Here is a 26,496-nt window from a genome sequence, read left to right as displayed (position 1 = left end):
CCGTCATGGCGTTGAAACTGCCCGGCAGCACCGATCTCGCGGCGCGCGGCCACACCGGCCTCGAGGTGCTCGACTACGAGATCGTCGCCGAGATGGCTACCTCGCTCGGCACGGCCGGACGCAAGGTCGAGGCGGTCATGGCGCGGCTTCGCGCCCACCAGGGCGATGCCGACCAACGCAAGGCGCTGCTCAGCGAAGCGGCCGAGGCGGTCTATGGCTATTTCGTCCAGCGCGAGTTGTGCGGCCTCAGGCGCCACGACGACGTCATCCGCGACTACGGCATTCCGCGCGAGGTGCTGGCGAGGCTGGGGGCGAAGTGAGCCTGCCGGCACCCTGACGACCATGGTGATGGTTGGGGTTTTGGAGCGTGCATTCACGGGCGCCCCGGGCATGCGCTACGATGCTTCATTCTCAACTGTGCGTCAAACCAGTGGTCGTCAAGGCTATCCCCGCGACAATCTGCCGTCCCGGGGTCCACCGTCTGGACAAGCGATATCTTCGCGCATAAACCAACCGCGAATGCCGGAGGACTTCGCCAGCCCGTTTCGCCACGCGAATGCGGGTCGGCGTATTGAGCGGAACCAAGGCTCTGCCACCGGCAAGGGGTAAGGCGAAAGGATGCCAGTTCCGTGAGCGCTAACGATACGATCGAACCCACCCGCCGCGATTTTCTCTACATTGCAACGGGCATGGCGGGTGTCGTCGGCGCCGGTGCCGTGGCATGGCCCTTCATCGACCAGATGCGCCCGGACGCTTCCACGCTTGCACTGGCCTCGATCGAGGTCGACGTGACCGCGCTCGAGCCCGGCATGTCGCTGACGGCGAAATGGCGCGGCAGGCCGGTCTTCATCCGCAACCGCACGCCTCAGGAGATCGAGGCAGCGAAGGCCGTGCCGGTGGCGGAGCTCAAGGACCCGGTCGCCCGCAACGCCAACCTGCCGGCCGACGCACCGGCAACCGACCAGGATCGCGCGGCGGGCGACGGCAAGGAAAACTGGCTTGTGATGATCGGCGTGTGCACGCATCTCGGCTGCGTGCCGCTCGGCCAGCAGGGCGATTTCGGCGGCTGGTTCTGCCCGTGCCACGGCTCGCACTACGACACGGCCGGCCGCATCCGCAAAGGCCCGGCGCCGGAGAATCTCGCCGTTCCGGTCTTCTCCTTCATTTCCGACACCAAGATCCGCATCGGCTGAGGCTCCAGGGGGACACATCATGAGCGGTGGACACTCGACCTATACGCCGAAGTCTGGCCTCGGAAAGTGGATCGACGCGCGCATGCCGCTGCCGCGTCTGGTCTACGATTCCTTCGTGGCCTATCCGGTGCCGCGCAACCTGAATTACGCCTATACCTTTGGCGGAATTCTCTCGCTGATGCTGGGGGCGCAGATCCTGACCGGCGTGGTGCTGGCCATGCACTACACCGCCGACACGACGCTCGCCTTCCATTCCGTCGAGAAGATCATGCGCGACGTGAATTCGGGCTGGCTGCTGCGCTACCTGCATTCCAACGGCGCCTCGATGTTCTTCATCGCCGTCTACATCCACATCTTCCGCGGCCTCTATTACGGCTCCTACAAGGCGCCGCGCGAGCTCCTGTGGATCCTCGGCTGCATCATCTACCTGTTGATGATGGCGACCGGCTTCATGGGCTATGTGCTGCCCTGGGGGCAGATGTCGTTCTGGGGCGCCACCGTCATCACCGGCTTCTTCACCGCCATCCCGCTGGTTGGCGACTGGATCCAGCAGCTGCTGCTCGGCGGCTTCGCCGTCGACAACCCGACGCTCAACCGCTTCTTCGCGCTACACTACCTGCTGCCGTTCATGATCGCCGGCGTCGTAGTGCTGCACGTGTGGGCGCTTCATGTGGTCGGCCAGACCAACCCGACCGGCATCGAGGTCAAGTCGAAGACCGACACCGTCGCCTTCACGCCCTATGCGACGATCAAGGACGGCTTCGCCATGGTGCTGTTCCTGCTGTTCTTCGCCTGGTTCGTGTTCTACATCCCGAACTATCTCGGCCATCCCGACAACTACATCGTCGCGGATCCGCTGAAGACGCCGGCCCACATCGTCCCGGAATGGTACTACCTGCCGTTCTACGCGATCCTGCGCGCCATCACCTTCAACATCGGGCCGATCGACTCCAAGCTCGGCGGCGTGCTGGCGATGTTCGGCTCGATCGCCATCCTGTTCGTCGTACCGTGGCTGGACACCTCGAAGGTGCGTTCGGCCGTCTATCGGCCCTGGTATAAGCTGTTCTTCTGGCTCTTCGTGGTCAACGCCATCTTCCTCGGCTGGCTCGGCTCGCGGCCCGCGGAAGGCGGCGGCCTGCTGACGCTGCTGTTCGCAGGCGAGTTCCGGGGCAATTATGTCGGCTATTCGCAGCTCTCCACGCTCTACTACTTCGCGTTCTTCATCGTGATCATGCCCGTCCTCGGCCTGATCGAGACGCCGCGCCGTCTGCCGAACTCTATCACCGAGGCGGTGCTGGACAAGAACAAGGGCGGTGCCGGTCATCCGGCGGGAGCCACCGCCGCGCCGGAAACCAAGGGCTGAGCCAGAGAATCTCGAGAGGGACTTTCCGCATGAACAAGATTCTCAAAGGCGTTGCAGCGGCCTCCCTGGCGTTCGCCTGCACGCTCGGCGTGGCGGCTGCCGCCGAAGAGGAAGGGCACAGCGCGGCCGAGCCGACGCATTTCCCGATCCACAAGCCGGCCGAGATGGACTGGACCTTCGCCGGGCCGTTCGGCACCTACGACAAGGCGCAACTGCAGCGCGGCCTCAAAATCTATCGCGAGGTCTGCTCGGCCTGCCATTCGATGGAACTGGTGGCGTTCCGCACGCTGGAAGATCTCGGCTATTCCGAGGCGCAGGTGAAGACGCTTGCCGCGGAGTACGAGGTCGAGGACGGGCCGAACGCCGACGGCGAGATGTTCCAGCGCCCGGCAATCCCCTCCGACCATTTCCCGTCGCCCTATCCGAACAGCGCCGCGGCGGCCGCCGCCAACAATGGCGCTGTGCCGCCGGACTTCTCGCTGATCGCCAAGGCGCGGGCGGTGGAGCGCGGCTTCCCGACCTTCGTGTTCGACATCTTCACGCAATATGCGGAAGGCGGCCCGGACTACATCCACGCGCTGCTGACCGGCTACGGCCATGAGGCGCCGGAAGGCATGGAGATCGCCGCCGGCACCCACTACAACCCGTATTTCATCGCCGGCAAATCGCTGGCGATGGCGCAGCCGATCACCGACGGCCAAGTCAGCTACGAGGACGGCTCGCCCGAGACGGTCGACCAGTATTCCCGCGACGTCGCGGCCTTCCTGATGTGGGCGGCCGAGCCGCACATGGTGGCGCGCAAGCAGACGGGCTTCAGCGTCATCGCCTTCCTGATCCTGTTCGCCGGGCTGGTCTATCTCACCAAGCGCAAGGTGTGGTCGGCCGTGCCGCACTGATCGCGCAGCGCGACATCGATCCGGATCGGGCGCTTCGGCGCCCTTTCCTTTTTGTGCGTCAGCCGCCACAGTGATGCGCTGCGCTCCCCGGCCCGGAGTTACCTCCCCATGAAAGCTTCCCTCGAAGACACGCTGCTTGCGGCGATCCGCACCATTCCGGACTATCCCAGGCCGGGCATCCTGTTCCGCGACATCACCACGCTGCTCGGTGACGCCCGAGCCTTCCGGCGGGCGATCGACGAGTTGGTGCATCCGTATGCCGGGACCAAGATCGAGAAGATCGCCGGCATCGAGGCGCGCGGCTTCATTCTTGGCGGCGCCATCGCGCACCAGCTGTCGGCCGGTTTCGTGCCGATCCGCAAGAAAGGCAAGCTGCCGCATGAGACTGTGCGCGTCGCCTACAGCCTGGAATACGGCATCGACGAGATGGAGATGCACAAGGACGGCGTGGCGACCGGCGAGAAGGTGATCCTGGTCGACGACCTGATCGCCACCGGCGGCACCGCTGAGGCGGCGGTCAAGCTGCTGCGCCAGATTGGCGCCGACATCGTCGCGGCCTGCTTCGTCATCGATCTGCCCGATCTCGGCGGCCGCGCCAAGCTGGAGGCGCTGGGCGTGCCGGTCAGGACGCTGATCGGCTTCGAGGGGCGTTGAGGGCGACAGGAAGGACGCACCGCTATCGAGAGGCGCCCGTCGCCTACTCTGCCTTCACCAGCATGGTGCTGTCGAACGCGATCACCTTGTCGCCGGTCGAGTCGAAGCCCTCCGAGCGCAGCGACACCAGCCGCCAACCGGGCCGTGTCGCCAAGGGGCGGTGGTTGAGTATGGTGCGGGTATAGGAAACCGTCTCGCCGGCATAGACCGGCTTCAGCCATTTGAGATCGGTGAAGCCGGGGGAGGGGCCGAGCTCCGGCTTCGGCCCCGGCCCTTCCCAGGATGTGGCGCCGCCGACGGGGACGGCGACGTTGCGCTTCATCCAGCCCGCGGCGGTGTGCCAGCCCGAGGCGCAGAGGCGGCCGAAGACCGAATGCTCGGCCGCGGCCTCATCGACGTGAAAGCGCTGCGGGTCGAACTTCTGGGCAAATGCCTTGATCTCGTCCGCCGGAAAATGGACGGAGCCGATCTCGACGGTTTCGCCCAGCTGGAGAAAATCGTCGAGGGTCATGCCGCGCTCCGCCTGAGGAACATGCCGCTGTTCTGCAGCTCCAGCACGACTTCGCCCTTCTGATTGAGCAGCTCGTGCCGGCAGGTGACGAAGCCGAGCGCCGGGCGCGACTGCGAGGTCCGCTTGGCGAGCACGGTGCTCCTGCCCGTCAACGTGTCGCCGGCCAGAACCGGTTTCTTCCAGCGGGCGTGGTCGATGCCGGGAGCCCCTTGCGAGGTGGAGTCGAGCAGGAAGGCGTCGCACATCATGCGCATGAAGATGCAGCAGGTGTGCCAGCCGGATGCCGACAGCCCGCCGAGGATGCTTGCCTTGCCCGCCTCCTCGTCGAGATGCATGGGCTGCGGGTCGAACTCGGCAGCGAATGCCACGATCTCCTCCGCGGTCACCAGCTTGACGCCGAGGGGGATGGTCGTTCCCACCTCGAAATCCTCGAAGGCCCAGCGCTTTTCGGACATGCCCTTGTTCATCCTGTTCAGCTTTGAACGACCTAGCAGAGCCGGCCGGATGTGGCCAGCTACAGCCAGCCGCGCTGCTTGAACCACCAGAAGGGCAGGACTGCCGCCAGCACCATGACGCCGATCGCCAGCGGGTAGCCGAAGCTCCATTCGAGTTCGGGCATGTGGGAGAAGTTCATGCCGTAGACCGAGGCGACCAGTGTGGGCGGCAGGAACACCACCGCCGCCACCGAGACGATCTTGATGATGGCGTTCTGCTCGATGTTGATCATGCCGAGGGTGGCGTCGAGCAGGAAGGTGACTTTCTGCGACAGCGACTCGGCATGCGACACCAGGGACTGCACGTCCCGCGACAGCGTCTTCACTCGGCCACGCAGATCCTTGCCGCCATTGCCGGCCATGGCGACGTTGCCCAGGAAGGTGGAGAGGCGCTGCAGGCTGACCAGGCTGTCCTGGACGTTGGAGATGAACTGCTCCTTGCGACCGATACGGCGCAGGATGATCTGGAAATTGACGTCCCGCTTCGAAGCCTTCTTCTCGGTCGGATGGAAGATCTCGCGGGCGAGGTCGACGACGTCGCGGCTGGCGCGTTCCAGAAGGTCGGCCAGGCGGTCGACGATTGCTTCGAGCAGGGCGATCAGGATCGCCTTCCCGTCGACGCAGTTGAGATCGGTGCTTTCGGCGCGCATCGGAAAGGTCTGGAAGGCGCGGGGCTCGTGATAGCGCACCGTCACCAGGCGGTCCTTGGCGATCACGAAAGTGACCGGGCCGATCACGTGATTGTCGCCCTCCGCATGGGCGGGCAGCGTCGCCGTCATGAAATAGGCGCCAGCCTCGGAATAAAGGCGCGAGGAGATCTCGATCTCCTCCATCTCCTCGCGGGTCGGCACGTTGACGCCGAGCCACTGCTCGATGGTGGCCTCCTCCTCCTTGGACGGCTCGAACAGGTCCGCCCAGATCACCCTTTGCTGGTCCGCGAGCAGGTCCGGCACCTCGCGCAGCCGGTCGTTGTCCATGACGAAGGCTTTGATCATCGCCAAGACTCCCTTGATTTCAGCCAAGAGTGGGCGCGTCGAATTGGACGCCGTTGATATGGATTGCGCCATGGGAGCATTCGCGGGAAGCGGCCCGGCGCCCGAGCCCGATAGACCCGTACGGGCCTTGCGTCAAGCCGGGCCGAGGAGACGCGAAATCCTCCGTCGTCTCCTTTCCGTTTGCATGTCGGGCGCCACCTGTTCTCCCAGCAGGAGATCGAAAGACATGACCGGGCCGCAACTCACAGTCAGGCTCGCCGAAGCGCTTTACCGCTACAATGTAGAACGGACGGGGCTGGACGACCGCATCCCGATCGGCGCCAGCCTCTCCGATCCGGAGACGGGGCAAATCTTCGGCGGGCTGTGGGGCAGGACCGAGCTCGGCCTGCTGTTCATTGACATGTTCTACCTGCCGGAGGAACTGCGCGGACAGGCATTCGGAAGCCGCCTGCTCGCCGCCGTTGAGGCCGAGGCGAGGCGCCGCGGCTGCAAGCGAGCGGTCGTGGAGACCAGCAGCTTCCAGGCGCCGGGATTCTACGAACGACACGGCTACGAGGAATTCGGCCGGGTCGCTTTCGGCACCGGCAGAGACGCCAGGATATTCCTGCGCAAGGAACTGGAGTGAGCGACGGCGGCGCGGAAGCGGACGATGCGCCGCCGGGAGCGAGTCCCTCAGGTGTTGAACTTGAACAAGAGCACGTCGCCGTCCTGGACCACGTACTCCTTGCCTTCGTCGCGCGCCTTGCCGGACTCCTTGGCCGCGACCTCGCCGCCCAGCGCGACGAAGTCGTCATAGGCTATGGTCTGGGCGCGGATGAAGCCGCGCTCGAAATCGGTGTGGATGACGCCCGCCGCCTGCGGCGCCTTGGTGCCCTTGAGGATCGTCCAGGCGCGCGTCTCCTTCGGGCCGGCGGTGAAATAGGTGATGAGGTGGAGCAGGTCGTAGCCGGCGCGGATCAGCTTGTCCAAGCCCGGTTCCTCCAGCCCCATCGAGGCGAGAAACTCCAGCTCCTCGTCGTCGGGAAGCTGCGCCACCTCGGCCTCGATGGCGGCCGATATCACCACGGTTCCCGCACCTTGCGTCGCCGCCATCGCCTCCACGGCCCTGGTATGCTCGTTGCCGGTCGCGGCGTCAGCCTCGGCGACGTTGCAGACATAGAGCACTGGATGCGCGGTGAGCAGGTTCAGGCCCTGCAGGGTTCGCAGATCCTCGGCGGCGATCCCTTGCAGCATGACGCGGGCTGGCCGGCCGGCCTGCAGCAACTCCAGCGCTTTCTCCATGACCGGAAGCAGCGTGAGCGCCTCCTTGTCCTTGCCCTGGGCGCGCTTGCGGAACTGGACGATGCGGCGTTCCAGGCTTTCGAGATCAGCCAGCATCAGCTCGGTCTCGACCGTCTCGGCGTCGGCGACCGGATCGATGCGGCCTTCGACATGGGTGATGTCGTCGTCCTCGAAACAGCGCAGCACATGCACGATCGCGTCGACCTCGCGGATGTTGGCGAGGAACTGGTTGCCCAGCCCTTCGCCCTTGGACGCGCCGCGCACCAGCCCGGCGATGTCGACGAAGGAGATGCGGGTCGGGATGATCTCCTTCGACTTGGCGATGGCCGCGATCTTGTCCAGCCGCGGATCTGGCACGGCCACCTCGCCGGTGTTCGGCTCGATGGTGCAGAAGGGATAGTTCGCCGCCTGCGCGGCGGCGGTGCGCGTCAGCGCGTTGAACAGCGTCGACTTGCCGACGTTGGGCAAGCCAACGATGCCGCATTTGAAGCCCATTTTTCTCTTTCCTACCGGGAGACCAGGATTTGCTCTGGCGTATGGGCGAACGGGTCCACGATCGTCAAGCCTTCGATGGCCTGGCCGTCCTGCAAATCCTCCGACAGGAAATGCGTGCAGCCGAGTTCCAGCGCGGAGGCTAGCAATAGACAATCCCACCACGAGTAGCGATGAGCGATGTGGAGGCCACGGGCCACAGCCACCTCGCGCCGCGTCAACGGCCTGTCGCCAAGAGCAGATAGCTGGCCTGTCAGCGAAAAGACGGCTTCGGCGTCCGCAAGCCATTTTTTCCGGAGAAGGACGTCGGTCAGTTCGTTGAGAACTTGGAGGTTGACGATGGACCCCTGAATGGCGCCGAGTTCTCGCAACCATTGCCGGGCCGTCTCCAGTTTCTGAACATCTCTCCTGTCGTGCGAATAGAGAAGGACGTTCGTGTCGATGAAGACCTTAACGTCTGGCATTGCGTTCTTCGGCCGTCGGCATTCTGCCGTTTTCCGTTACGTTCCATTTGGGACTTGTCCACAGGCGCTCCAGCGCCTCAAGCTGCGGGTTTCGCAGTTCCGCGGTCTCCTCGGCATTCATCTTTTCCCGGGCGGCCTCGGCCAAATATTTGGAAACGCTCTTGCCGGCCCGTGCCGCCGCGACGCGAGTGCGACGGGCAAGCTCGTCATCCATTGAAATGGTAACGTTCTTCATCTCACGGACTCACGAAAACACAAACCTCGTGTAATATGGCATGGATGCGCCGCGCGGCAAACGGGCGTGGCACCCCTTGGAACGAATCCTCCCACCTCCCGTTCGAGAATTGGTCAGCACGGGAAAGATGCGATGGCGGCTCCGCGCGCGGTCTGGAAGGGTTTTCTGAAATTCGGCTCCGTGGCCTGCGCGGTGAAGCTGGTCGGAGCCACGTCGGAGGCGGAGAAGGTCCATTTCCGCATCCTCAACCGCAAGACCCGCGAGCCGGTGAAGAGCGCCTATGTAGACGAAGGGACGGACAAGATTGTCGAAGCCGAGGACCAGGTGAAGGGTTTCGAACTCGACAATGGCGAGTTCCTGGTAATCGAGCCCGACGAGATCAAGCGACTTAAGCTCACCTCCGAGCACACGCTCGAAGTCGACGCGTTCGTCGACATCGATGCCATCGACCAGCGCTACCTCGAAAAACCCTATCACATGGTGCCGGCCGACAAGGTGGCGCGCGAGCCCTTCGCCGTTATCCGCGAGGCCTTGCTGCGGAAGAAGGCAGCGGCACGCTCCTGCATCGTGCTCTACCAGCGCGGCCGCGAGGTGGTGATCCAGCCGGAGGACGGCGGGCTGCTGATGACCACCCTGCGCAGCCGCAACGAGGTGCTCGACGCTGATGCGGTCTTCGACGAGCTCAAGAAGGTCAAGACCGATGCCGAGATGATCGAGATCGCCGAACTTTTGATCGACAAGAAGGCGACGACGTTCGATCCGTCGAAGTTCGAGGACACCTACGAGAATGCGCTGATCGAGATGATCCGCGCCAAGCAGCAGGGCAAGGCGCCTCCCAGGGCGGCGCCGCGGCCGAAGGAGAATGTGGTCAATCTCGCCGACGTGCTGCGCAAGAGCCTGGAGAAGGAAGGGATTTCGCGCAAGGCCACGCCGAAGAAGGGACGAAAAAGGGCGGCGTGAGTGCGACGGTCTGACGCAAAAGGCTTCTACGAACCCTTGCCGCCGAACAGTTTCTTCAGCATGGCGGCCATCGGGCCGGTTTCCGGCACCTGGACGGCGGGCTGCTGCGAACGGGCCTGGCGGATGTGGCTGCGACCCTTGGCGGCGGGCTTGTCGTCGGCCGGCAAGGACTGGCTGCGAGCGCTGGCTTTAGCTGCGGGATCCACTGTCGGAACCGCCAAGCTCAGCCGGTTCATGAAACCGTTTTCGTCACCCTTCACGAGATAGCCGGCATTGTCGGCGACAGCTTCCAGCAGCGGCTCGAGCCAGGCGGCGTCGGCCTCGGCGAAGTCGCCCAGCACATGGCCGTGCACGAGTTCCTTCACGCCGGGATGGCCGATGCCGACACGCACGCGCCGGTAATCCCTGCCGAGATGCTGGTCGAGCGAGCGGATGCCGTTGTGGCCGCCGGCGCTGCCGCCGGTCTTGACCCGGACCTTTCCGGCGACGAGATCGAGCTCGTCGTAGAAGACGGAGAGGTCGGCAGGCGCCAGCTTGTAGAAGCGCATGGCTTCGCCGACCGACTGGCCGGAGAGATTCATGAAGGTCTGCGGCTTGATGAGAAGGATCTTCTCGCCGTCGATCGTTCCGTCGGCGACGAGGCCGCGGAATTTCTTCGACCAGGGAGAAAAATTATGGCGGCGGTGGATCGCATCCGCCGCCATGAAGCCGACATTGTGTCGGTTTTTTGCGTATGGCGCGCCCGGATTGCCGAGGCCAGCGAAGATCAGCACGGCACAGCCTCCGGGCGCGGGAGGATTATTCCTCGGCTTCCGCCGCCGGCTCGGCGGCTTCGGTCTCTTCGACCTCCGGCTTCATCGCGGCGGAGCCGGCGATGGTGGCGATGGTGAAGTCGCGGTCATGGATGACCGGGCGCACGCCAGCCGGCAGTTTGACCGCCGAGATGTGGATGGAATCGCCGATGTCGGCGCCGGTGAGGTCGACCGTGATGAACTCCGGGATGGCGTTGGCCGGGCAGTGGAACTCGACCTCGTGACGCACGATGTTGAGCACGCCGCCGCGCTTGATGCCGGGCGACTTGTCCTCGTTGACGAAGTGGACGGGCACCTCGACATTGACCTCGGTATCCTTGCCGACCCGCAGGAAGTCGACATGAACCGGCATGTCCTTCACCGGATCGAGCTGATAGTCCTTGGGCAGGACCTGGATCTTCTTGCCGCCGACGTCGATCGTGGCGATGGTGGTCAGGAAGCCGCCGCCGTGAATCTTGTAGTAGACGTCCTTGTAGGGGAGAGCGATCGCCAGGGGAGGCTGCTTATCTCCATAGATGACTGCGGGCACTTTGCCGTCGCGGCGAACTGCACGGGCGGACCCCTTACCGACCTGTTCGCGCGCCTCGGCCGTGAGCTCGTAAGTCTCGCTCATGGCATTTTCCTTTCACGTTACTGGAGCGCCTCCGAGCACCGCTACGCGGAACCCGAAAACGTCGAAAGCCGCCTTCTTCGCGCGTGGCCCCTGCCGGGAGCCGGAAGGAAGACCATGCGAGGATGGCGGCGATCGCCCGCGTTGCCTCCAAGGGTGTCTGCGCGGGTGGCGGCTCTATAGCGGAAGGGGCTTTTTCGCGCAAGGCGTTCGCACTCAAGGCGATAAGCGGTCTCCACGGATTGTCATGCGCGCGTAAGCTTCGGGGATGATGGTGGCAATGTGCGGGCGAGCCATAGGGCGCAGGACTGTGATTTCACAAAGAATGTTGGCAAAGGTGCCGACTGGAGCGTATGCTCGCACCGTCGGGGGCATGGTGGACTCCCCGTGAGGCGTTTTGCCCAAGCTCCGCCTTCGCTATGCATGCGGAGGAAAACCATGCCCGGACGTCTTTCCCCTCAAGACTTGATCCCGCTTGTCGGCACCGCCCGCAGCCCGTTGTTCATCGACGTACGCCGGCCGAACGCGCTTGCCGCCTCGCCGGTGCGGATCGCCGCCGCGCTTTGGCGCGATCACATGGCGGTCGAAGAATGGCTGCGGCGTCTGCCGGCCGGCCGCCGGATCGTCGTCTATTGCACGCATGGTCACAATGTCAGCGAGATCGCGCTGGCGCGCCTGGCGGCGGCGGGCGCCGACGCCGCCATGCTGGATGGCGGCATCGAAGCCTGGATCGCCGCCGGCGGACCGACCGTCTTGCGCGAAGCGCCGGGCATCGAGGCCGGGCTGCCGAGGCCCAGCGTCTGGGTCACGCGCGAGCGGCCGAAGATCGACCGCATCGCCTGCCCGTGGCTGATCCGCCGCTTCGTCGATCCGCTTGCCGTGTTTCATTTCGTCGCCGCCGAATGGGTCGCCGACATAGCCGCGGAAACCGGCTGGATTCCCTTCGACATCAAGGACGTGTTCTACTCGCATCGCGGCGAGGAGTGCAGCTTCGACACGCTGATCGCAGAACTCGGCCTGACCGACCCGGCGCTGCTGCACCTGGCGCGGATCGTCCGGGGTGCCGATACCGCGCGCCTCGATCTCGAACCTCGGGCGGCGGGGCTGCTCGCCCTCTCCCTCGGCCTCTCGGCGATCGAGGCCGATGACCTCGGCCAACTGGAAAAAGGCATGATCCTGTATGACGCCCTCTATGGGTGGTGCCGCCATGCGACCGCGGAAACCCACAACTGGCCGGCAAAGGCGGCGTGAGATGGATCAGGTGTCATCGCAGCCGCAGCCCGTCTCCTTTGCCGAAGCGACGAGCGTGTTTGCGAAGATCGGTCTGCTGTCCTTCGGTGGGCCGGCCGGGCAGATCGCGCTCATGCACCGCATCCTGGTCGAGGAGAAACGCTGGCTCGACGAGTCGCGCTTCCTGCATGCGCTGAACTACTGCATGCTCCTGCCCGGACCGGAGGCCATGCAACTCGCCACCTATGCCGGCTGGCTGCTGCATGGCGTGCGCGGCGGGCTGATCGCCGGGCTGCTGTTCGTGCTGCCGGGCGCGGTGGTCATCACCGCGCTCTCGGCGGTCTACCTCGCCTTTGGCGGCGTGCCCCTGGTGCAGGGATTGCTTTTCGGGCTGAAGGCGGCGGTGCTCGCGGTCGTGCTGGAGGCGCTGATCAAGGTCTCCAGGCGGGCGCTGACCGGCCGCGTGGCCGCGATGCTCGCGGTCGTCGCCTTCGTGGCGATCGCCTTCCTGAAGGTGCCTTTCCCGGCTATCATTTTTGCGGCCGCCCTGTTCGGAGCGCTCTGGCATTATTTCCGCCCGGCAGCCCGGACGGTCCGGCTGGAGGACGAACAGGCGGCGGCTACGCCGATGCCGGAATGGACGCGGCCGAGTCCGGCACGGTTTGCGCGGACCTTGGCCGTGTGGGTGGCGATCTGGTTCCTGCCGCTCGCCTTTCTGGTGGCGTGGCTCGGCCGGGACCACGTCTTCGCCGCCGAGGCGCTTTTCTTCTCCAAGATGGCGGCGGTCACCTTCGGCGGCGCCTATGCGGTGCTCGCCTATGTCGCCCAGCAGGCGGTCGACGTCTATGGCTGGCTGAAACCGGACGAGATGCTGACCGGGCTTGGGCTGGCCGAGACGACGCCCGGCCCGCTGATCCTGGTGCTGGTCTATGTCGGCTTTCTCGGCGGGGCGCGGCTCTCCGGCCTCGATCCGTTGCTCGGCGGGCTGGCCGGCGCGGCGGTGACGCTGTGGTTCACCTTCGTGCCCTGCTTCCTGTGGATCTTCGTCGGGGCGCCTTATGTCGAGACGCTGCGGCGCGTGCGCTGGCTGTCCGGGGCACTGTCGGCGGTCACCGCGGCGGTAGTCGGCGTCATCGCCAACCTGGCCGTCTGGTTCGGCCTGCATGTGCTGTTCGGCACGGTCGGCGAGGCGAGGGCGGGGCCGTTCACCGTACCGGTGCCCGACTTCGCGACGCTCGACTGGGTGGCCTTGGCCATCGCGGTTGCCGCGGCAGTTGCCTTGCTTTGGCTGAAGGCGAATATGATCGCCGTTCTGGTATTCGCAGCGCTCGCCGGCGCCGCGTGGACGATGGCCTGAAATCGAGCGAAGCAGGAGCTGAACCGGGCCGCGCGAAAACGCTCAGTCGAACAGGCTCGACACGGATTCCTCCGTCGCGGTGCGCGAGATGGCCTCGCCGATCAGGTCGGCGATCGAGACGACGCGGATGTTGCGGGCGTCCATGACGGTCTGCGTCGGCTGGATGGAATCGGTGATGACCAGCTCCTGCAGCTTCGAGCCGGTGATACGGGCGACCGCGCCGCCCGACAGCACGCCGTGGGTGATGTAGGCGGTGACGCTGGTGGCGCCGTTGGCCAGCAGCGCGTCGGCGGCATTGCACAGCGTGCCGCCGGAATCGACGATGTCATCGATCAGCAGGCAGTCCTTGCCGCGCACGTCGCCGATGACGTTCATGACCTCGGATTCGCCGGGCCTCTCGCGGCGCTTGTCGACGATGGCGAGCTGCGCGTCGAGGCGTTTGGCAAGCGCGCGCGCGCGGACCACGCCGCCGACGTCCGGCGACACCACCATGACGTTGGCGAGCTGCTTGTATTTGGACTTCACGTCGCGGGCCATCACCGGCACCGAGAACAGATTGTCGGTGGGGATGTCGAAAAATCCCTGGATCTGGCCGGCATGAAGGTCGAGCGTGAGCACACGGTTGGCGCCGGCGCGGGTGATCATGTTGGCGACCAGCTTGGCCGAGATCGGCGTACGGCCGGAGGCGCGGCGGTCCTGGCGGGCATAGCCGAAATAGGGGATGACCGCCGTGATGCGCCGCGCCGAGGAGCGCATGAACGCATCGATCATGATCAAAATTTCCATCAGGTTGTCGTTGGTCGGGAAGGAGGTGGACTGCAGGATGAAGACATCCTCGCCGCGCACGTTCTCCTGGATCTCGACGAAGATTTCCTGGTCGGCGAACCGCCTGACGGTTGCCTTGCCGATCGGAATGTTGAGATAGCGGGCCACCCCCTCTGCCAGCGTCCGGTTGGAGTTGCCCGCAAAAAGTTTCATGTGTCGGTTCCGAAGGGATAGTTGAGCGGGCTTTTAACCGCCTTCCGCGCTATTGCAAGCGCGAGGCGGCGGTGTTCCCGACAAAAGCGCATTTGTCTCGGAGCGGGATGAATCGGGACAGAGTCGTTCATCTTGCTCCAACTCTTTGTTTCATCGCATGATCTTATCCGAAAAGCCTGCAGTTTTCGCTGCGCTGGCGTTCGGTTCGGGATCGTGCTCAGCCGCTGGCGCCTGCAAGCCAGTTCGCCAACTGGTCGATGGTCTGATCGGCGATCGCCTGCATGGCCGTGGAGGGAACGGAGGCCCAGCCGTCGCCGCCGGCCGAGGCCGCCTTCTGCTGGCCGGAGATGCGGTGGATGCGGTTGCCGGTCGGGTCGTAGACGTCCCAGACGTAGATGACGGTCGTTTCCTTGCCCTCGACCAGCGGCGTGAAATAACCCTTGAGCATATGGGTGGTGCTGGTGTCGGCGCTGCCGGTCAGCCGCATGCCGCGTTCGCGCGCGCGGCTGGCCAGCCGCTCCGACAGCGCCGTCGCGGCCTCGACCGAGGTGCCGACGATCGGCGCGAACTGGATGCGGGCATTGGCGACCAGCGCGGCTGACGGTCCCGTGGGCGGCGCCGGCGTGGAGGAGGCAGCCGCTGGCGCGGCCGCCGATTGCGACGGGTCGGGCGTGGTCGAGGATGTCGATCCCTGCGCCGGCGGGGTGATCGCCGAGGGCTCCAGCACGTCCTGGGTGCTGCTGCATGCCGCCAGGACCGCCATCGCCATCACGGCGCCGGCCAGCAGCGGCTTACGCATCCTACCCTCAACCGTATCGTTCAATGCGCGTACCCTTTTGCCGACTGCCGATTCACTGCACGATCAAGTCGAGATCATGGCGGGAAAGGGGCCTGGGCTGCGTTTCGGTGGTGAGATAGGTGCGGCCCAGCGTCATCGCCGTCTCGGTTTCCGAATCCATGATGATCATGTGGGCGAACAGCGTCATGTTGGGCGCGATCGGCTCGGCGTTGCCCTGGTAGAACATCGGCGTGTCCATCCAGCTCGGCGCGAAGCGGGCGCCGACGGAGTAGCCGCAGGCATTCAGCCTGTGCCGCGTCAGGTCGTGCGCTTCCATCGCCTTGGCATGGGCGTCGAAGACATCGCCGAAGGTGTTGCCGGGCGTCATCGCCCGCTCGACCGCCGTCAGCGCGTCGCGTGCCGCCTCGAACAGCTCCTGATGCCGTTTCGAGGCCTTGCCGGTGAGGATCGTGCGCATCATCGGCGCATGGTAGTGGTGGAAGACGCCGGCCCATTCGAGCGTCAGCTGGTCGTTCTTGGTGAGCTTGCGCCGTCCCGCCTTGTACCGGCACAGCAGCGCGTCGGCGCCGGAGCCGATGATGAACTCGTTGGCCGGGTAGTCGCCGCCGCCGACGAAGATCGCGCCCTGCATCGCCGCCAGGATGGCGCCTTCGTCGCCGCCCTGCTTGATGAGCGGCAGCGCCGCGTCAAGCGCCTCGTCCGACAGAGCGGCGGCGCGTTCGGCCTTCTCGATCTCGGCGGGACTCTTGAACTGCCGCAGCCGCGCCACCATGCCCGAGGCGTCGACCACCTGGCCGAAGGTATGCAACTGCTCGTCCAGCCGCCGGCCTTCGTAGGCGGTCAGACCGTGCGTGTCGTATTCCACGCCGATGCGCGCGCCGAGCAGGTCGAGATCGTTGAGCAGGTTGCGCAGGTCGAGCGAAGGGTTGGCCTTTTCGCGGTCGAGCCATAGCACGATGTTGTCGAGGGTCGAGGTGTGTCTGGCCTGGCGCAGGTCGGCCGAGCGGGTGAGCAGCAGCATCGAGCCGTCCGCCTTCACCACCAGGCACTGGAAGAAGCAGAAGCCGAAACTGTCGTAGCCTGTCAGCCAATACATGCTCTCCTGCGCAAACAGCAGCAGCGCGTCGAGCTTCTTCTCCGCCATTTCGATGACCAGACGGTCGCGACGGGCGTCGAATTCGCTGCGTTCGAAATGCAGGGCCATCACAACTCCTCCAGCACGATAGCGGATATCAGACGCCCATAATCCGCCTCGCCGCGGTGCGTGGTGCGGCGGTAGGAATAGAAGAGATCCTCTTCGGCATAGGTGCAGCGATTGAGCGCCTCGGCCGTCACGCCGGCCTTGCGCAGCCGGTCGATCGTGTAGCCGTTGAGATCGAACAGAGCGTGTCCGGGCTTTGCCGACGGCACGAACCAGGCGGCGTTGTCGGGGTCGGCATCGGTGAAGCGCGCGACGAATTCCGGGCCGACCTCGTAGTTTTTCGGGCCGATGGAGGGGCCGAGCACGGCGACGATGCGGCCGCGTTCGGCGCCCAAGGTCTCCATGGCGGCTACCGTGTTCTCCAGCACGCCGGTGAACGCTCCCTTCCATCCGGCATGGGCCGCGCCGACGACGCGGGCATCCGCGTCGGCGAACAGCACCGGTCCGCAATCGGCCGAGGTCGCGCCCACCGCGAGGCCCGGCCGGTCGGTGACGATGGCGTCGGCCTGCGGTCGCGGCGAGGGGAGGGGGCCGGTCGCCACAATCACGTCGGGAGAGTGGATCTGGTAGGCCGAAAGCAGCGCTTCCGGCGCGACTCCCATCCAGGTGGCGACGCGCCGGCGATTTTCCGCGACCTTCGCCGGATCGTCGTTCGATCCGTTACCGATGTTGAGGCCGCGGTAGATGCCCTCGGACACGCCGCCGGCGCGCGTGAAGAAGCCGTGGCGGATGCCGCGCCGTCGTGCCTCCTCGAGCAGGGGCGAGCGCAGCGGATCTGGCTTGTCATCGTCTGTCATCCGCCGCCTTGTTCTCCGCGAGGCCTGAATCGTCAAGGCGAAATTCGCCGCACGGTCCCGGCCGCCGATCAGGCGCGAAAAGTGAGCCAGCGGTCTGATCAAGTCAACCGTCGTCCCGATCCGCGGGAATCGAGGACATGTGAACAACTTCCGGAGGAAAGTTTTAACAGGCTTGCGCGTTATCTAGCTGCCGCCGAACAGGGTGCGAAACCGTGCGGCATGCATCATGTGGAGGATTCCATGAGAAAGTTGTGCCTCGCTGCCGCCCTGCTGCTCGCGACGCTGGCTCCGGCAGGTGCGGCTCCGCCGGCGCCGCTGGCCGGCGCCGGCCAGACCGACGTCGTTCAGGTGCGCGGCTGCCATGCCGACGTCCGTCGTCACTACGTACCCCAATATGGCAGGTCGGTCGCGCACTACCATCGCCGCAACTGCCGGCCGGTGCGCGCAGGCATGGCCCCGCCGATCCGCCGCGACTGCCACCGCGACGTTCGCGTGCACCGCATCAACGGCGTCCTGGTGCGCCACCGCCATGTCGGCCCTTACTGCGCCGTGCGTGTGGTCCCGCGGTTCAACTGATTTTTTGCGGTGAGGCGGCCGGCAGCGTGCCGGCCGCACCATCAGCACGGGCCTTCGCCGAGGATCCGGTAATCAGCCGAGCGTGCCTCGCAGGCATTCGGGAAGGTGCGCCTGTCGCCGCCGCGGCGGGCGCAGACCGGCGCGTATTCGCGGGTGCAGAAACGCGGCTGGTCGCCGTCGCCGCCACCCCCACCGCCACCGCCACCGCCGCCGCGTCGGCACTCGCCGTCGCCTAGGACGCGATAGCCGGCCTGCTCGGCCAGGCAGGGATTGTTGAAGGTCTGGCGGTCGCCGCCGCGCCGGGCGCAGACCGGGCGGTATTCGCGCGTGCAGGCACGAGGTTCATCGCTGCCGCGGCCGCACTCGCCGCGGCGGATGACCCTGTAGCCGGCCGCGTCGGCCATGCAGGCGTTGGCGAAGGTGCGGCGGTTGTCGCCGCGGCGGGCGCAGACGGGATCGTATTGCTGGGTGCAGAACCTGTCGTCCGGGATCGGGCGGGGGCCGGGACCCGGCTCGTCGACCACGACGGTGCAGGACGTGAGCACGGCGAGTACCGCGAAAAGCATCGCGCAGCGCGACCAGATCGTTGACAGCATAGTGACCCCTCCAGAACCGTCCTGCAGCCGGACGCATCGGTGATGATCGCGATTCTCTTGCAGAAGGCAATCCACCTTCTCCAGACCACACCTTTCGGGCGGCTCCGCGATCCGGCAAATGCCTTGACCGCCTGGACGTATGGCGGAGCGGTATGAACCGGTATGAACCTCGCTTGCGCAAGGAGGATTTCCGTGCGATATATTTCGTGTTCGGGCATTTGCTGACCCGGAGACTGGACGTTCTTGGACGAAACCTTTCCCCGCTCTCGTAAATATCTGACGGCCCCATGGCGGTGGGCCGATGGTGCGCCATGCACTGCCGCCAAGTCACCGGTGTTCGAGCTCCGGGTCCGCCCGGGCCCGCACCGCCCGACCAACTGCAGCGGGTGAAGGAGCTTCCCCCATGTCTCAGACCGGAACCGTCAAATTCTTCAACGCAGCCAAGGGCTTCGGCTTCATCACCCCGGATGGGGGCGCCAAGGACGTTTTCGTCCATATCTCGGCTATCGAGAAGTCGGGCCTGCGCACTCTGGTGGACGGCCAGAAGGTGAGCTTCGACATCGAACCTGACCGCATGGGCAAGGGCCCCAAGGCGGTCAATCTGCGCGTCGCCGGCGACTGACCCACGAACTGTGCCGGCCGTTCCGGCGCACACGCGCGGCGTGCCCATCGGTGCGATCGCCGTCGACCGACACGATGGTTTGTGGCTTGCGCCGAGTGCGCCGGAGTGGCCCAATGACAGGAAAGGCGTGGCGGTTTGACCGCCGCGCCTTTTTTATGGCTGAAACGGCAGCTATAATCATATTCCAGCCGAAATCACTCCCGTTCGGCCGCCATATTCGAATGTTTCTCGGGTTCTTCGTCGCGCATGCGAGCGGGCGGAGAAACTTTCGCTTGCCCGTTGTCAAAAAATGAAGGACTAATTTCCACCTCGGGCATTTGCGGGCCCGGAGATGGGAGTGGCATGCGCCGACGGCGTCGGAAGACTAGTCGGCGAAGCGTAAGCGAACGAGAAGAGGGCGCTCGAAGCCCCGGAATAGGCATTGAAGCCCGGCGCGACCTTTCTTCTCCTCCACCAGATGACCGGGAGCCGTGCGGGTGGATCCCCGTCGGACTTCTATTGATGGGGCGATAAGGAGCTACCCATGCCGCAGCACGGCACCGTCAAGTTCTTCAACCATGCCAAGGGCTTCGGATTCATCACGCCCGACGACGGCGCGAAGGACGTGTTCGTCCACATCTCGGCCGTGCAGGCTTCAGGCCTGCCAGGCCTGGAGGACGGCCAGAAGGTCACATTCGACACCGAGCCTGACAAGCGCGGCAAGGGACCGAAAGCGGTAAACCTGCAGGTCGGATAAGCGGCGCCGCTTGCTCCGTACCTCCGGCGCCTTCCTTCGGGCGCCGGCATGGCGACATTCTGCTGGACCACGCGCAGCGGTCTTGCCAAAGGGTGTTTGCGGACGGCCGAGATGTCCGTACCCACGCCGGAAATGTGCCGCGGCAGTAACGTCGAGCGGGAACGATGTGCCGACGCGACATCCTACGGCGCCGTGGCGCGACATCTTTTTGCCGAATCCGCCGTTCAGCCTGCGTTCAGGTGCAGGCGCCTACTGCTTGATCCGACGTAAGGGCGGAGCCTCGACGCCCGCCCGGATCGCCGAAGGAGATTCGACATGAACCGTTTGCTGAAGTCCGCCGTGCTCGGCCTTGCCGTTGCGGCGACCACGCTTGCGACGTTGCCGGCGGCCCAGGCCGGCGACGGCTGGCGCCGCCATCACCACAATCGCTACGATTCCGGCGACATGGTCGCGGCGGGCGTGCTCGGTCTTGCGGTCGGGGCACTCGCCGCCGGCGTGGCGACCGCTCCCGAGCCCGACTACTACGAGCCGGTGTACCGCGAGCCCGTGCCGGTCTATCGGGAGCCGGTGTACCGCGAGCCCGTCTATCGCGAGCGCGTGCGGGTCTATCGCGAAGTGGAGCCGGCCCGCGACTACTACGCCTATCGCGGCGCGCTCGAGCCCTGGTCGCCCGAATGGTACGACTACTGCTCGTCGCGATATCGCTCGTTCAACGCGCGCACAGGCACCTTCACCGGCTATGACGGCGTGAAGCGCTTCTGCCAGGCGAACTGAGCGACATTTCGGTTGCAGGATCGGGCGGCGCTGCTCTCGGAGCGGCGCCGTTTCGCTTGCGGGGCAGAGCGAACCCGATGCCGTTTGCCTGTTGCTGGTCCGTGGAATGCCAGCTCGGCGTCACACCAGGAACGGATTGGTGCGTCGTTCCTCGCCGAAACGGCCGCCGGGACCGTGGCCGCACAGGAAGCCGATGTCGTCGCCGAGCGGCAGCAGCTTGTCCTTGATGGACGCGATCAGCGCGGCATGGTCGCCGCCGGGAAGATCGGTGCGGCCGATCGATCCGCGGAACAGCACGTCGCCGACATGCGCGAACTGCGCCGCGCGGTTGTAGAAGACGACATGGCCCGGCGCATGGCCGGGGCAGTGCAGCACCTCGAATCTGTGATCGCCGAAGCAGACCTCGTCGCCTTCGGCGAGGTAGCGGTCGGGTACGCAGTTGCGGAAAGCGCCGGGCAGGCCGAAGCGCTGCGCCTGCTTCGCCAGGTTCTCCAGCAAGGGGCGGTCGGCCTCGTGCGGGCCGACGATGTCGATACCGAGCGCGTCCTTCAGGTCCATGGCGCCGCCGGCGTGGTCGAGATGGCCGTGGGTGATCCAGATCTGCCCGACTTCCAGACCGTTGTCGCAGATGGCGGCGAGGATGCGGTCGACGTCGCCGCCCGGATCGACCACGACGCCTTGCTTGCTCTCGTCGTCGAACAGGATCGTGCAGTTCTGCTCGAAAGGGGTCACCGGGACGATGCCCGCATTCAGCTTGCCCATGCTGCTCCTCGTGCTCACCGGTCGGAACGCGAGCCGTTCCTATGCACCGGAGCGCCGGGCTTTGAAAGCTTTCTCTGCGGAGCGGGCAATACCCTAAGCCGGCCCGAACGTGCCGGGCTTCCGGTCCGTATGCGTTCCACCGGTCCTGTGCCGGTCGAAAACCGAAAGCAAAACCCGATCAAGATGGACGGCAATGCCCCTCCATCTATTTGCTTTGTCGCAGGAACCTTGCCCGAAAAGTCTGCAACTTTTCGGGTCACGCTTTAGAGGGCAAGGCGCCGAAGCGCCTTGCCCTGGAAGGCCTCAGGCCTTGCTCATCGACTTCATCACCGCGCCGACGATACCCGTCAGGATGCCGCCGCCGACGACGCCACCCACCGCATCGCCGAGCGAGCCGGAGAAGGCGCTGGCCATCGTCGGATCGCTGAGCACGTTGGTCAGGATCTGGCCGCCGGCCACACCGCCGATCACACCCGAGATGACCTTGGTGACTGCGCTCATCGCCACCTGTTTCATCGCGGCGCTGACACCGTATCCGCCAATCGCACCGGTGACTGCCTGGATGATGATGGGAAGAAGAGCTTCCATGTCCATTTCCCTCCTCGGACACCGGCATGTGCCGGCAACGGATGAGAGACTCGGATCAGGGCCGCAGTCAATTCACTTGACGTGGGGGAAAGGTGGACGTCGACGCCGTCCACCGCTTTTTATGGGTCCAGGGCTGATATGCCGGGGTTACTCGGCAGCGATTGCCCGTTTCGGCTGCACGGCGGCCGTATAATCCTCCAGAAGCGTCCTGGTGATCTCGCCGACCTCGAATCGGTACGGGCCGATCTCGGAGACGGGCGTCACCTCGGCGGCGGTGCCGGTCAGGAAGCACTGTTCGAAGCCTTCCAGCTCCGACGCCTCGATGATCCGCTCGTTGACCTCGAAGCCGCGTCGCCGGGCAAGATCGATCACCGTCTGCCGGGTGATGCCGTTAAGGAAGCAGTCGGCGGCCGGCGTGTGGATCTTGCCGTCCTTGACGAAGAAAATGTTGGCGCCGGTCGCCTCGGCCACGTAGCCGCGCCAGTCGAACATCAGGGCGTCGGCATAGCCCTTGGCCTCGGCCGCATGCTTGGACAGCGTGCAGATCATGTAGAGACCGGCGGCCTTGGCCCGGGACGGCGCGGTGCGCGGATCGGGGCGGCGCCATTCGGCGATGTCGAGGCGGATGCCCTTCAGCTTCTGCGCGGGGTCGAAATAGCTCGGCCACTGCCAGATGGCGATGGCGCAGTTGATCTTGTTGTTCTGCGCCGAGACGCCCATCTGCTCGCTGCCGCGCCAGGCGATCGGCCGGACATAGGCATCGGCGAAACCCTGCTTCTTCAGCAGCTGCCGGCAGGCCTCGTCGATCTCGGCGACCGACCAGGGAATGGTGAAGCCGAGGATCCGCGCCGATTCGTGCAGGCGCTCGGTGTGCTCGGTCAGCTTGAAGATCTCGCCGCCATAGGCGCGCTCGCCCTCGAAGACGGCGCTCGCGTAATGCAGGCCGTGTGTCAGCACATGAATCTTAGCGTCGGCCCATTTGACGAACTGGCCGTTGATCCAGATGAAGCCATCGAGCTGGTCGAAGGGAACGGATGCCATTTCTGCCTCCCGCGGGCCGCAGCCCTTGTCGTTTCTTGCAGTGACGGCAGCCGTTGCGGCTACCGTCCTTGATGGTGAAAGATTAGGGCGATGCGCGACCCAAGGCAAACTCACGAAGTGTCGGATATCTCCGCTCCGGCTTGCCTTTTCGATCGCAATCCGCCGAAAAGCTTGGCAAAAATTATCAAGGCGGGTAAAATATGTCAATAAGGCTGACATAAATTTGCGAGCGCAGGCCCTGATGGCTGATCGGATCCAGACCACACCCAGACCAATCCGTACGCCGCTCAGCGGCGAGGACGGGATCGATCTCTCCATCATAGAGCTATTCTTCTTCGCATATCGCGACTTTACCTCCGATCCAGACCAGATCCTGGAAGCTTACGGTTTCGGCCGGGCGCACCATCGCGTCCTGCATTTCGTCAACCGCAAGCCCGGACTTACGGTGGCGGAACTGCTGGACGTGCTGCAGATCACCAAGCAGAGCCTGGCGCGCGTGCTCAAGCAGCTTGTCGACGCCGGCTACATCATCCAGGTGCCCGGACCGCGCGACCGGCGGCAGCGCGAACTCTATCCGACGCAGACTGGCAGGCAGCTCGCTCTGGACCTTGCGCGGCCACAGTCGCGCCGCATCGATGCCGCATTGAAGGCGCTCTCGGCGGACGAAAGACAAACGGTGGAAGGGTTCCTGAAAGCCATGGTCAACAGCGATCTCAGGCAGCAGATTGACCAGCTCTCCGATCGCCGGCAGGACGCGCATGGGTTGAACGAGGGGGAAGGCTGATGACGGATCTATCTTCGGCTCCGGACGACGATGCGCCGCATCTGCTGGTGATCGACGACGACACCCGCATCCGCAACCTGCTCAAGCAATATCTCACCGAGAACGGATTTCGCGTCACCGTCGCCGGCAACGCCGACGAGGCGCGGCGGCAGCTTTCCGGCCTCGATTTCGACCTGCTCATCCTCGACATCATGATGCCGGGCGAATCGGGAGTGGAACTGACCAGATCGCTGCGCGAGCAGAAGTCGGTGCCGATCCTGATGCTGACCGCGCTCTCGGAGACCGACAGTCGCATCGCCGGCCTCGAGGCCGGCGCCGACGACTATCTGCCCAAGCCGTTCGATCCGCGCGAGCTCATCCTGCGCATCAACAACATCCTGCGCCGCGGCGGGCCGTCGCCGACGCCCAAGGTCGAGCAACTCGTCTTCGGCCCCTACACGTTCCAGATCGCGCGGCGCGAGCTGAAGAAGAGCGGCGAGCCGCTGAAGCTCACCGACCGCGAGCAGGAGATTCTCGCGATCTTCGCGGCGCGCGCCGGCGAGACCATTCCGCGCCACGAGCTGGTCGCCGGCGATTCGGAGGTCAGCGAGCGCACCATCGACGTGCAGATCAACCGGTTGCGCCGCAAGATCGAGCGCGACCCCGCCAATCCGATATGGCTGCAGACGGTGCGCGGCGTCGGCTACCGGCTGAGTGTCGAATAAGCGGCCGTCGCTGCGTTAAGCATTTGTTTGAACCCGACCCCCACTCTCGCCGCGCGGCAGGGGATGATTCGCCGCGTGTGAGTGGTGGGGATTTTCGTAATGCATGAACAAACGGCCGAGCTGATCGCTTTTCCGATCGACCGGCGGATGGCGCTCGTCAAGCGGGCGGCAGGGGAACTGTCGGCGCTGAGCGGCGAGGCTGCGAACGGCTATTGGCGCACAACCGCGCGCCGGCTGTTGCAGGAGCTGACCGAGCAGGGGCGCGACATGGATGCCGCACGCCGGGAGGTGCTGCGCTTCTTCGAGGCCGTGCAGGCCGAGTTCCGCAAGGAACTGGCGCAGCGCCGCTCGAGCGCATCCGCCTGAGGCCTATCCGCCTGACCATCCGGCGCATGGTTTCCTCCGGCCCGCCTACGCCCTAGAATAGGCGGCGCGGCCGGGATGGTCCCGTCGCTCGCATGGAAAGGCGCAATGGCGACTTCGGACACCGATCGGACGGCCTATGCCGACTGGCGCCGTCGCGGCAGGCCGGCCTACAGGCTCGTCCAGAAGGTCTGGAACGTGTTCTGGCGGCGGATCTCGGCCTATCTGCCGAAGCGGCTCTACGCACGCTCGCTGATCATCGTCATCGCCCCGATGATCCTGCTGCAGTCGGTGGTGACGCTGGTGTTCATGGAACGCCACTGGCAGTTGGTGACGCAGCGCCTGTCGACAGCGGTGGTGCGCGACGTCGCGGCGATGATCGACCTGATCGAGACCTATCCGCATCCCGACGGGGACTATTCCGAGCTCGTCCGCATCGCGCAGAACCGGCTCGACATGAAGATCGACATCCTGCCGCCGGACCCGCTGCCGGCGCCCGGGCCAAAACCATTCTTCTCGATCCTCGATCAGGCGCTGTCGGAGGAAATCCGCGACCAGATCAGGCGGCCGTTCTGGATCGACACGGTCGGCGAGTCCAAGATCGTCGAACTGCGGATCCAGCTCGAGGACAAGGTGCTGCGCGTCTTCGTGCGCCGCAACCAGGCCTATGCCTCCAACTCGCATATCTTCCTCGTCTGGATGGTCGGCACCTCGCTGCTGCTGCTCGGCATTGCCATCCCGTTCCTGCGCAATCAGATCAAGCCGATCACCCAACTGGCGGAGGCGGCCGAGAGCTTCGGCAAGGGCAGGCCGCTGCCGCCGGACTTCCGCCCGCGCGGCGCCGAGGAGGTGCGGCGCGCCGGCTATGCCTTCATCCAGATGCGCGAGCGCATCGAGCGGCAGATCGAGCAGCGCACCGCGATGCTGACCGGCGTCAGCCACGACCTGCGCACCATCCTGACGCGCTTCAAGCTGCAACTGGCGCTGAGCGGATCCAAGCCGGACACCGAGGCGCTCAACCAGGACGTCAACGACATGCAAGCGATGCTCGAGGGCTATCTCGCCTTCGCGCGCGGCGAGGCGCTGGAGGATCCCGGCCGCTTCGATCTCGCCGGCTATTTCGAAAAACTCGGCGACGAGGCGAAGCTGCGCAAACGCAAGCTCGCCACGACGCTCTCCGGCATAACCGAAATCCATGTGCGGCCGAACGCTTTCGGCCGGCTGCTGTCGAACCTGACGGGCAATGCCTTCCGCTATGCCAAGACGATCGAGGTCAAGGCATCGCGGACACGCGGCACGCTGCGCCTCACGATCGACGACGACGGGCCGGGCATCCCGGCGGACAAGCGGGAGGAGGTTTTCAAGCCCTTCGTGCGGCTGGACAACGCGCGTAATCTCGATGCCAGCGGTACCGGGCTCGGCCTGTCGATCGCCCGCGACATCGCGCGCAGCCACGGCGGCGACATCAAGCTGGAGGACAGCCCGCTGGGCGGGCTGAGGGTGATCGTTCGCATACCGGCATAGAGAGCCGCCGGCAGCGTCATCCCCCTGTCACGGAATCTGCACAATAAGGCGGCATGCCACGGCCAGCCGCGCAGAACGCCACCTTCGGAGCCGAAACGGCGCCG

33 protein-coding genes are annotated in these 26,496 nt (G+C 65.3%); 17 read left to right on the top strand and 16 right to left on the bottom strand.

Translation table 11 applies throughout. The annotated features are described in order from the left end of the window. Positions 1-5 precede the first annotated feature (5 nt). The 5 genes from AC5JDC_RS02580 (at position 6) to AC5JDC_RS02560 (ending at position 4,106) form a co-directional block, all read left to right on the top strand. Positions 6-320, top strand: a complete 315-nt coding sequence (locus AC5JDC_RS02580; protein WP_495838855.1) for a DUF6665 family protein — start codon at positions 6-8, stop codon at positions 318-320. 309 nt (positions 321-629) lie between these two features. Continuing rightward, the gene (gene petA / locus AC5JDC_RS02575) at positions 630-1,193 is read left to right on the top strand and encodes a ubiquinol-cytochrome c reductase iron-sulfur subunit (protein WP_495838853.1); all 564 of its coding nucleotides are present in this window, start codon (positions 630-632) and stop codon (positions 1,191-1,193) included. A gap of 19 nt (positions 1,194-1,212) precedes the next feature. Then, entirely contained in the window at positions 1,213-2,556 is a 1,344-nt protein-coding gene (locus AC5JDC_RS02570) for a cytochrome b (protein ID WP_495838851.1), read from the top strand. A 29-nt stretch (positions 2,557-2,585) separates the two neighbouring features. After that, positions 2,586-3,452 (top strand): cytochrome c1, encoded by an 867-nt coding sequence (locus tag AC5JDC_RS02565; RefSeq protein ID WP_495838849.1) that lies wholly within the window; start codon positions 2,586-2,588, stop codon positions 3,450-3,452. A gap of 108 nt (positions 3,453-3,560) precedes the next feature. Continuing rightward, positions 3,561-4,106 (top strand): adenine phosphoribosyltransferase, encoded by a 546-nt coding sequence (locus AC5JDC_RS02560; RefSeq protein WP_495838848.1) that lies wholly within the window; start codon positions 3,561-3,563, stop codon positions 4,104-4,106. Between the two features lie 43 nt (positions 4,107-4,149). On the opposite strand, the gene AC5JDC_RS02555 is transcribed toward AC5JDC_RS02560, so the two are convergent. The 3 genes from AC5JDC_RS02555 to corA are packed head-to-tail and all read right to left on the bottom strand — an operon-like array spanning position 4,150 to position 6,106. Further along, positions 4,150-4,617, bottom strand: coding sequence for a MaoC family dehydratase (locus AC5JDC_RS02555; protein WP_495838846.1), 468 nt, complete (start codon positions 4,615-4,617; stop codon positions 4,150-4,152). Next, positions 4,614-5,072: a MaoC family dehydratase gene (locus AC5JDC_RS02550; protein ID WP_495838844.1), complete on the bottom strand. Its 459-nt coding sequence runs from the start codon at positions 5,070-5,072 to the stop codon at positions 4,614-4,616. The genes AC5JDC_RS02555 and AC5JDC_RS02550 overlap by 4 nt, the downstream gene beginning before the upstream one ends. 59 nt (positions 5,073-5,131) lie before the next feature. After that, positions 5,132-6,106, bottom strand: a complete 975-nt coding sequence (corA, locus tag AC5JDC_RS02545) for a magnesium/cobalt transporter CorA (protein ID WP_495838842.1) — start codon at positions 6,104-6,106, stop codon at positions 5,132-5,134. A gap of 226 nt (positions 6,107-6,332) precedes the next feature. Here corA and AC5JDC_RS02540 point away from each other — a divergent pair, with 226 nt between their 5' ends. Next, positions 6,333-6,731, top strand: a complete 399-nt coding sequence (locus AC5JDC_RS02540) for a GNAT family N-acetyltransferase (RefSeq protein ID WP_495838840.1) — start codon at positions 6,333-6,335, stop codon at positions 6,729-6,731. A 47-nt stretch (positions 6,732-6,778) separates the two neighbouring features. Here the strand turns inward: AC5JDC_RS02540 and ychF are convergent, their stop codons facing one another. The 3 genes from ychF to AC5JDC_RS02525 are packed head-to-tail and all read right to left on the bottom strand — an operon-like array spanning position 6,779 to position 8,578. Continuing rightward, a complete protein-coding gene (gene ychF / locus AC5JDC_RS02535; RefSeq protein ID WP_495838838.1) occupies positions 6,779-7,882 on the bottom strand; it encodes a redox-regulated ATPase YchF in 1,104 nt (367 codons plus the stop codon). Positions 7,883-7,893: 11 nt separating this feature from the next. Next, positions 7,894-8,343 carry a PIN domain-containing protein gene (locus AC5JDC_RS02530; protein ID WP_495838836.1) on the bottom strand — a complete coding sequence of 150 codons (450 nt, stop codon included), beginning with the start codon at positions 8,341-8,343 and terminating at the stop codon, positions 7,894-7,896. Further along, positions 8,330-8,578, bottom strand: coding sequence for a hypothetical protein (locus AC5JDC_RS02525; RefSeq protein ID WP_495838834.1), 249 nt, complete (start codon positions 8,576-8,578; stop codon positions 8,330-8,332). Before AC5JDC_RS02525 ends, AC5JDC_RS02530 begins: the two co-directional genes overlap by 14 nt. Positions 8,579-8,710: 132 nt before the next feature. Between AC5JDC_RS02525 and ku the strand changes: the two genes are divergently transcribed. After that, entirely contained in the window at positions 8,711-9,538 is an 828-nt protein-coding gene (ku, locus tag AC5JDC_RS02520) for a non-homologous end joining protein Ku (protein ID WP_495838832.1), read from the top strand. Positions 9,539-9,564: 26 nt separating this feature from the next. On the opposite strand, the gene pth is transcribed toward ku, so the two are convergent. Continuing rightward, on the bottom strand, positions 9,565-10,311 hold the full coding sequence (pth, locus tag AC5JDC_RS02515; RefSeq protein WP_495838830.1) for an aminoacyl-tRNA hydrolase: 747 nt from the start codon (positions 10,309-10,311) through the stop codon (positions 9,565-9,567). Positions 10,312-10,336: 25 nt separating this feature from the next. Then, positions 10,337-10,963: a 50S ribosomal protein L25/general stress protein Ctc gene (locus AC5JDC_RS02510; protein ID WP_106772326.1), complete on the bottom strand. Its 627-nt coding sequence runs from the start codon at positions 10,961-10,963 to the stop codon at positions 10,337-10,339. A 435-nt stretch (positions 10,964-11,398) separates the two neighbouring features. On the opposite strand from AC5JDC_RS02510, the gene AC5JDC_RS02505 reads away from it, so the two are divergent. After that, a complete protein-coding gene (locus tag AC5JDC_RS02505) occupies positions 11,399-12,211 on the top strand; it encodes a chromate resistance protein ChrB domain-containing protein (protein WP_495838828.1) in 813 nt (270 codons plus the stop codon). Position 12,212: 1 nt separating this feature from the next. After that, positions 12,213-13,547 carry a chromate efflux transporter gene (gene chrA / locus AC5JDC_RS02500; protein ID WP_495838826.1) on the top strand — a complete coding sequence of 445 codons (1,335 nt, stop codon included), beginning with the start codon at positions 12,213-12,215 and terminating at the stop codon, positions 13,545-13,547. Positions 13,548-13,589: 42 nt separating this feature from the next. Here the strand turns inward: chrA and AC5JDC_RS02495 are convergent, their stop codons facing one another. The 4 genes from AC5JDC_RS02495 to pgeF all read right to left on the bottom strand — a co-directional run bounded on the left by AC5JDC_RS02495 (position 13,590) and on the right by pgeF (position 17,322). Beyond that, positions 13,590-14,525, bottom strand: coding sequence for a ribose-phosphate pyrophosphokinase (locus AC5JDC_RS02495; RefSeq protein ID WP_106772323.1), 936 nt, complete (start codon positions 14,523-14,525; stop codon positions 13,590-13,592). Positions 14,526-14,742: 217 nt separating this feature from the next. After that, positions 14,743-15,324 (bottom strand): hypothetical protein, encoded by a 582-nt coding sequence (locus AC5JDC_RS02490; protein ID WP_495838823.1) that lies wholly within the window; start codon positions 15,322-15,324, stop codon positions 14,743-14,745. Between the two features lie 52 nt (positions 15,325-15,376). After that, complete coding sequence (locus AC5JDC_RS02485; protein ID WP_495838821.1) at positions 15,377-16,528, bottom strand: M24 family metallopeptidase; 1,152 nt, start codon at positions 16,526-16,528, stop codon at positions 15,377-15,379. After that, on the bottom strand, positions 16,528-17,322 hold the full coding sequence (gene pgeF / locus AC5JDC_RS02480) for a peptidoglycan editing factor PgeF (RefSeq protein ID WP_495838819.1): 795 nt from the start codon (positions 17,320-17,322) through the stop codon (positions 16,528-16,530). The genes AC5JDC_RS02485 and pgeF overlap by 1 nt, the downstream gene beginning before the upstream one ends. 240 nt (positions 17,323-17,562) lie before the next feature. On the opposite strand from pgeF, the gene AC5JDC_RS02475 reads away from it, so the two are divergent. Further along, positions 17,563-17,898 (top strand): hypothetical protein, encoded by a 336-nt coding sequence (locus AC5JDC_RS02475; protein ID WP_495838817.1) that lies wholly within the window; start codon positions 17,563-17,565, stop codon positions 17,896-17,898. Between the two features lie 41 nt (positions 17,899-17,939). Here the strand turns inward: AC5JDC_RS02475 and AC5JDC_RS02470 are convergent, their stop codons facing one another. Beyond that, positions 17,940-18,494, bottom strand: coding sequence for a Kazal-type serine protease inhibitor domain-containing protein (locus tag AC5JDC_RS02470; RefSeq protein WP_495838815.1), 555 nt, complete (start codon positions 18,492-18,494; stop codon positions 17,940-17,942). 403 nt (positions 18,495-18,897) lie between these two features. Here AC5JDC_RS02470 and AC5JDC_RS02465 point away from each other — a divergent pair, with 403 nt between their 5' ends. The 3 genes from AC5JDC_RS02465 (at position 18,898) to AC5JDC_RS02455 (ending at position 20,626) form a co-directional block, all read left to right on the top strand. After that, positions 18,898-19,116 (top strand): cold-shock protein, encoded by a 219-nt coding sequence (locus AC5JDC_RS02465; RefSeq protein WP_106772317.1) that lies wholly within the window; start codon positions 18,898-18,900, stop codon positions 19,114-19,116. A 523-nt stretch (positions 19,117-19,639) separates the two neighbouring features. Beyond that, positions 19,640-19,852: a cold-shock protein gene (locus AC5JDC_RS02460; protein WP_106772316.1), complete on the top strand. Its 213-nt coding sequence runs from the start codon at positions 19,640-19,642 to the stop codon at positions 19,850-19,852. 315 nt (positions 19,853-20,167) lie between these two features. After that, entirely contained in the window at positions 20,168-20,626 is a 459-nt protein-coding gene (locus tag AC5JDC_RS02455) for a BA14K family protein (protein ID WP_106772315.1), read from the top strand. A gap of 120 nt (positions 20,627-20,746) precedes the next feature. On the opposite strand, the gene AC5JDC_RS02450 is transcribed toward AC5JDC_RS02455, so the two are convergent. The 3 genes from AC5JDC_RS02450 to AC5JDC_RS02440 form a co-directional block, all read right to left on the bottom strand. Further along, positions 20,747-21,388, bottom strand: a complete 642-nt coding sequence (locus tag AC5JDC_RS02450; protein WP_495838812.1) for an MBL fold metallo-hydrolase — start codon at positions 21,386-21,388, stop codon at positions 20,747-20,749. Positions 21,389-21,691: 303 nt separating this feature from the next. Further along, a complete protein-coding gene (locus AC5JDC_RS02445; RefSeq protein WP_106772383.1) occupies positions 21,692-21,976 on the bottom strand; it encodes a hypothetical protein in 285 nt (94 codons plus the stop codon). A gap of 147 nt (positions 21,977-22,123) precedes the next feature. After that, a complete protein-coding gene (locus AC5JDC_RS02440; protein WP_106772313.1) occupies positions 22,124-23,017 on the bottom strand; it encodes a branched-chain amino acid aminotransferase in 894 nt (297 codons plus the stop codon). A 241-nt stretch (positions 23,018-23,258) separates the two neighbouring features. Here AC5JDC_RS02440 and AC5JDC_RS02435 point away from each other — a divergent pair, with 241 nt between their 5' ends. From AC5JDC_RS02435 to AC5JDC_RS02420, 4 genes are all read left to right on the top strand, one after another. After that, a complete protein-coding gene (locus AC5JDC_RS02435) occupies positions 23,259-23,801 on the top strand; it encodes a MarR family winged helix-turn-helix transcriptional regulator (RefSeq protein WP_495838809.1) in 543 nt (180 codons plus the stop codon). Then, the gene (locus tag AC5JDC_RS02430) at positions 23,801-24,505 is read left to right on the top strand and encodes a response regulator (protein ID WP_106772311.1); all 705 of its coding nucleotides are present in this window, start codon (positions 23,801-23,803) and stop codon (positions 24,503-24,505) included. The genes AC5JDC_RS02435 and AC5JDC_RS02430 overlap by 1 nt, the downstream gene beginning before the upstream one ends. Before the next feature lie 99 nt (positions 24,506-24,604). Continuing rightward, positions 24,605-24,871, top strand: coding sequence for a DUF6074 family protein (locus AC5JDC_RS02425; RefSeq protein WP_495838807.1), 267 nt, complete (start codon positions 24,605-24,607; stop codon positions 24,869-24,871). Between the two features lie 105 nt (positions 24,872-24,976). Further along, on the top strand, positions 24,977-26,392 hold the full coding sequence (locus tag AC5JDC_RS02420; protein ID WP_106772309.1) for an ATP-binding protein: 1,416 nt from the start codon (positions 24,977-24,979) through the stop codon (positions 26,390-26,392). The last annotated feature ends 104 nt before the right edge of the window (positions 26,393-26,496 follow it).

It is taken from the genome of Kumtagia sp. (genome assembly GCF_059502445.1).
Note: the sequence above shows the minus strand (reverse complement) of the source record. Positions and strands in the feature narration are given on the sequence as shown.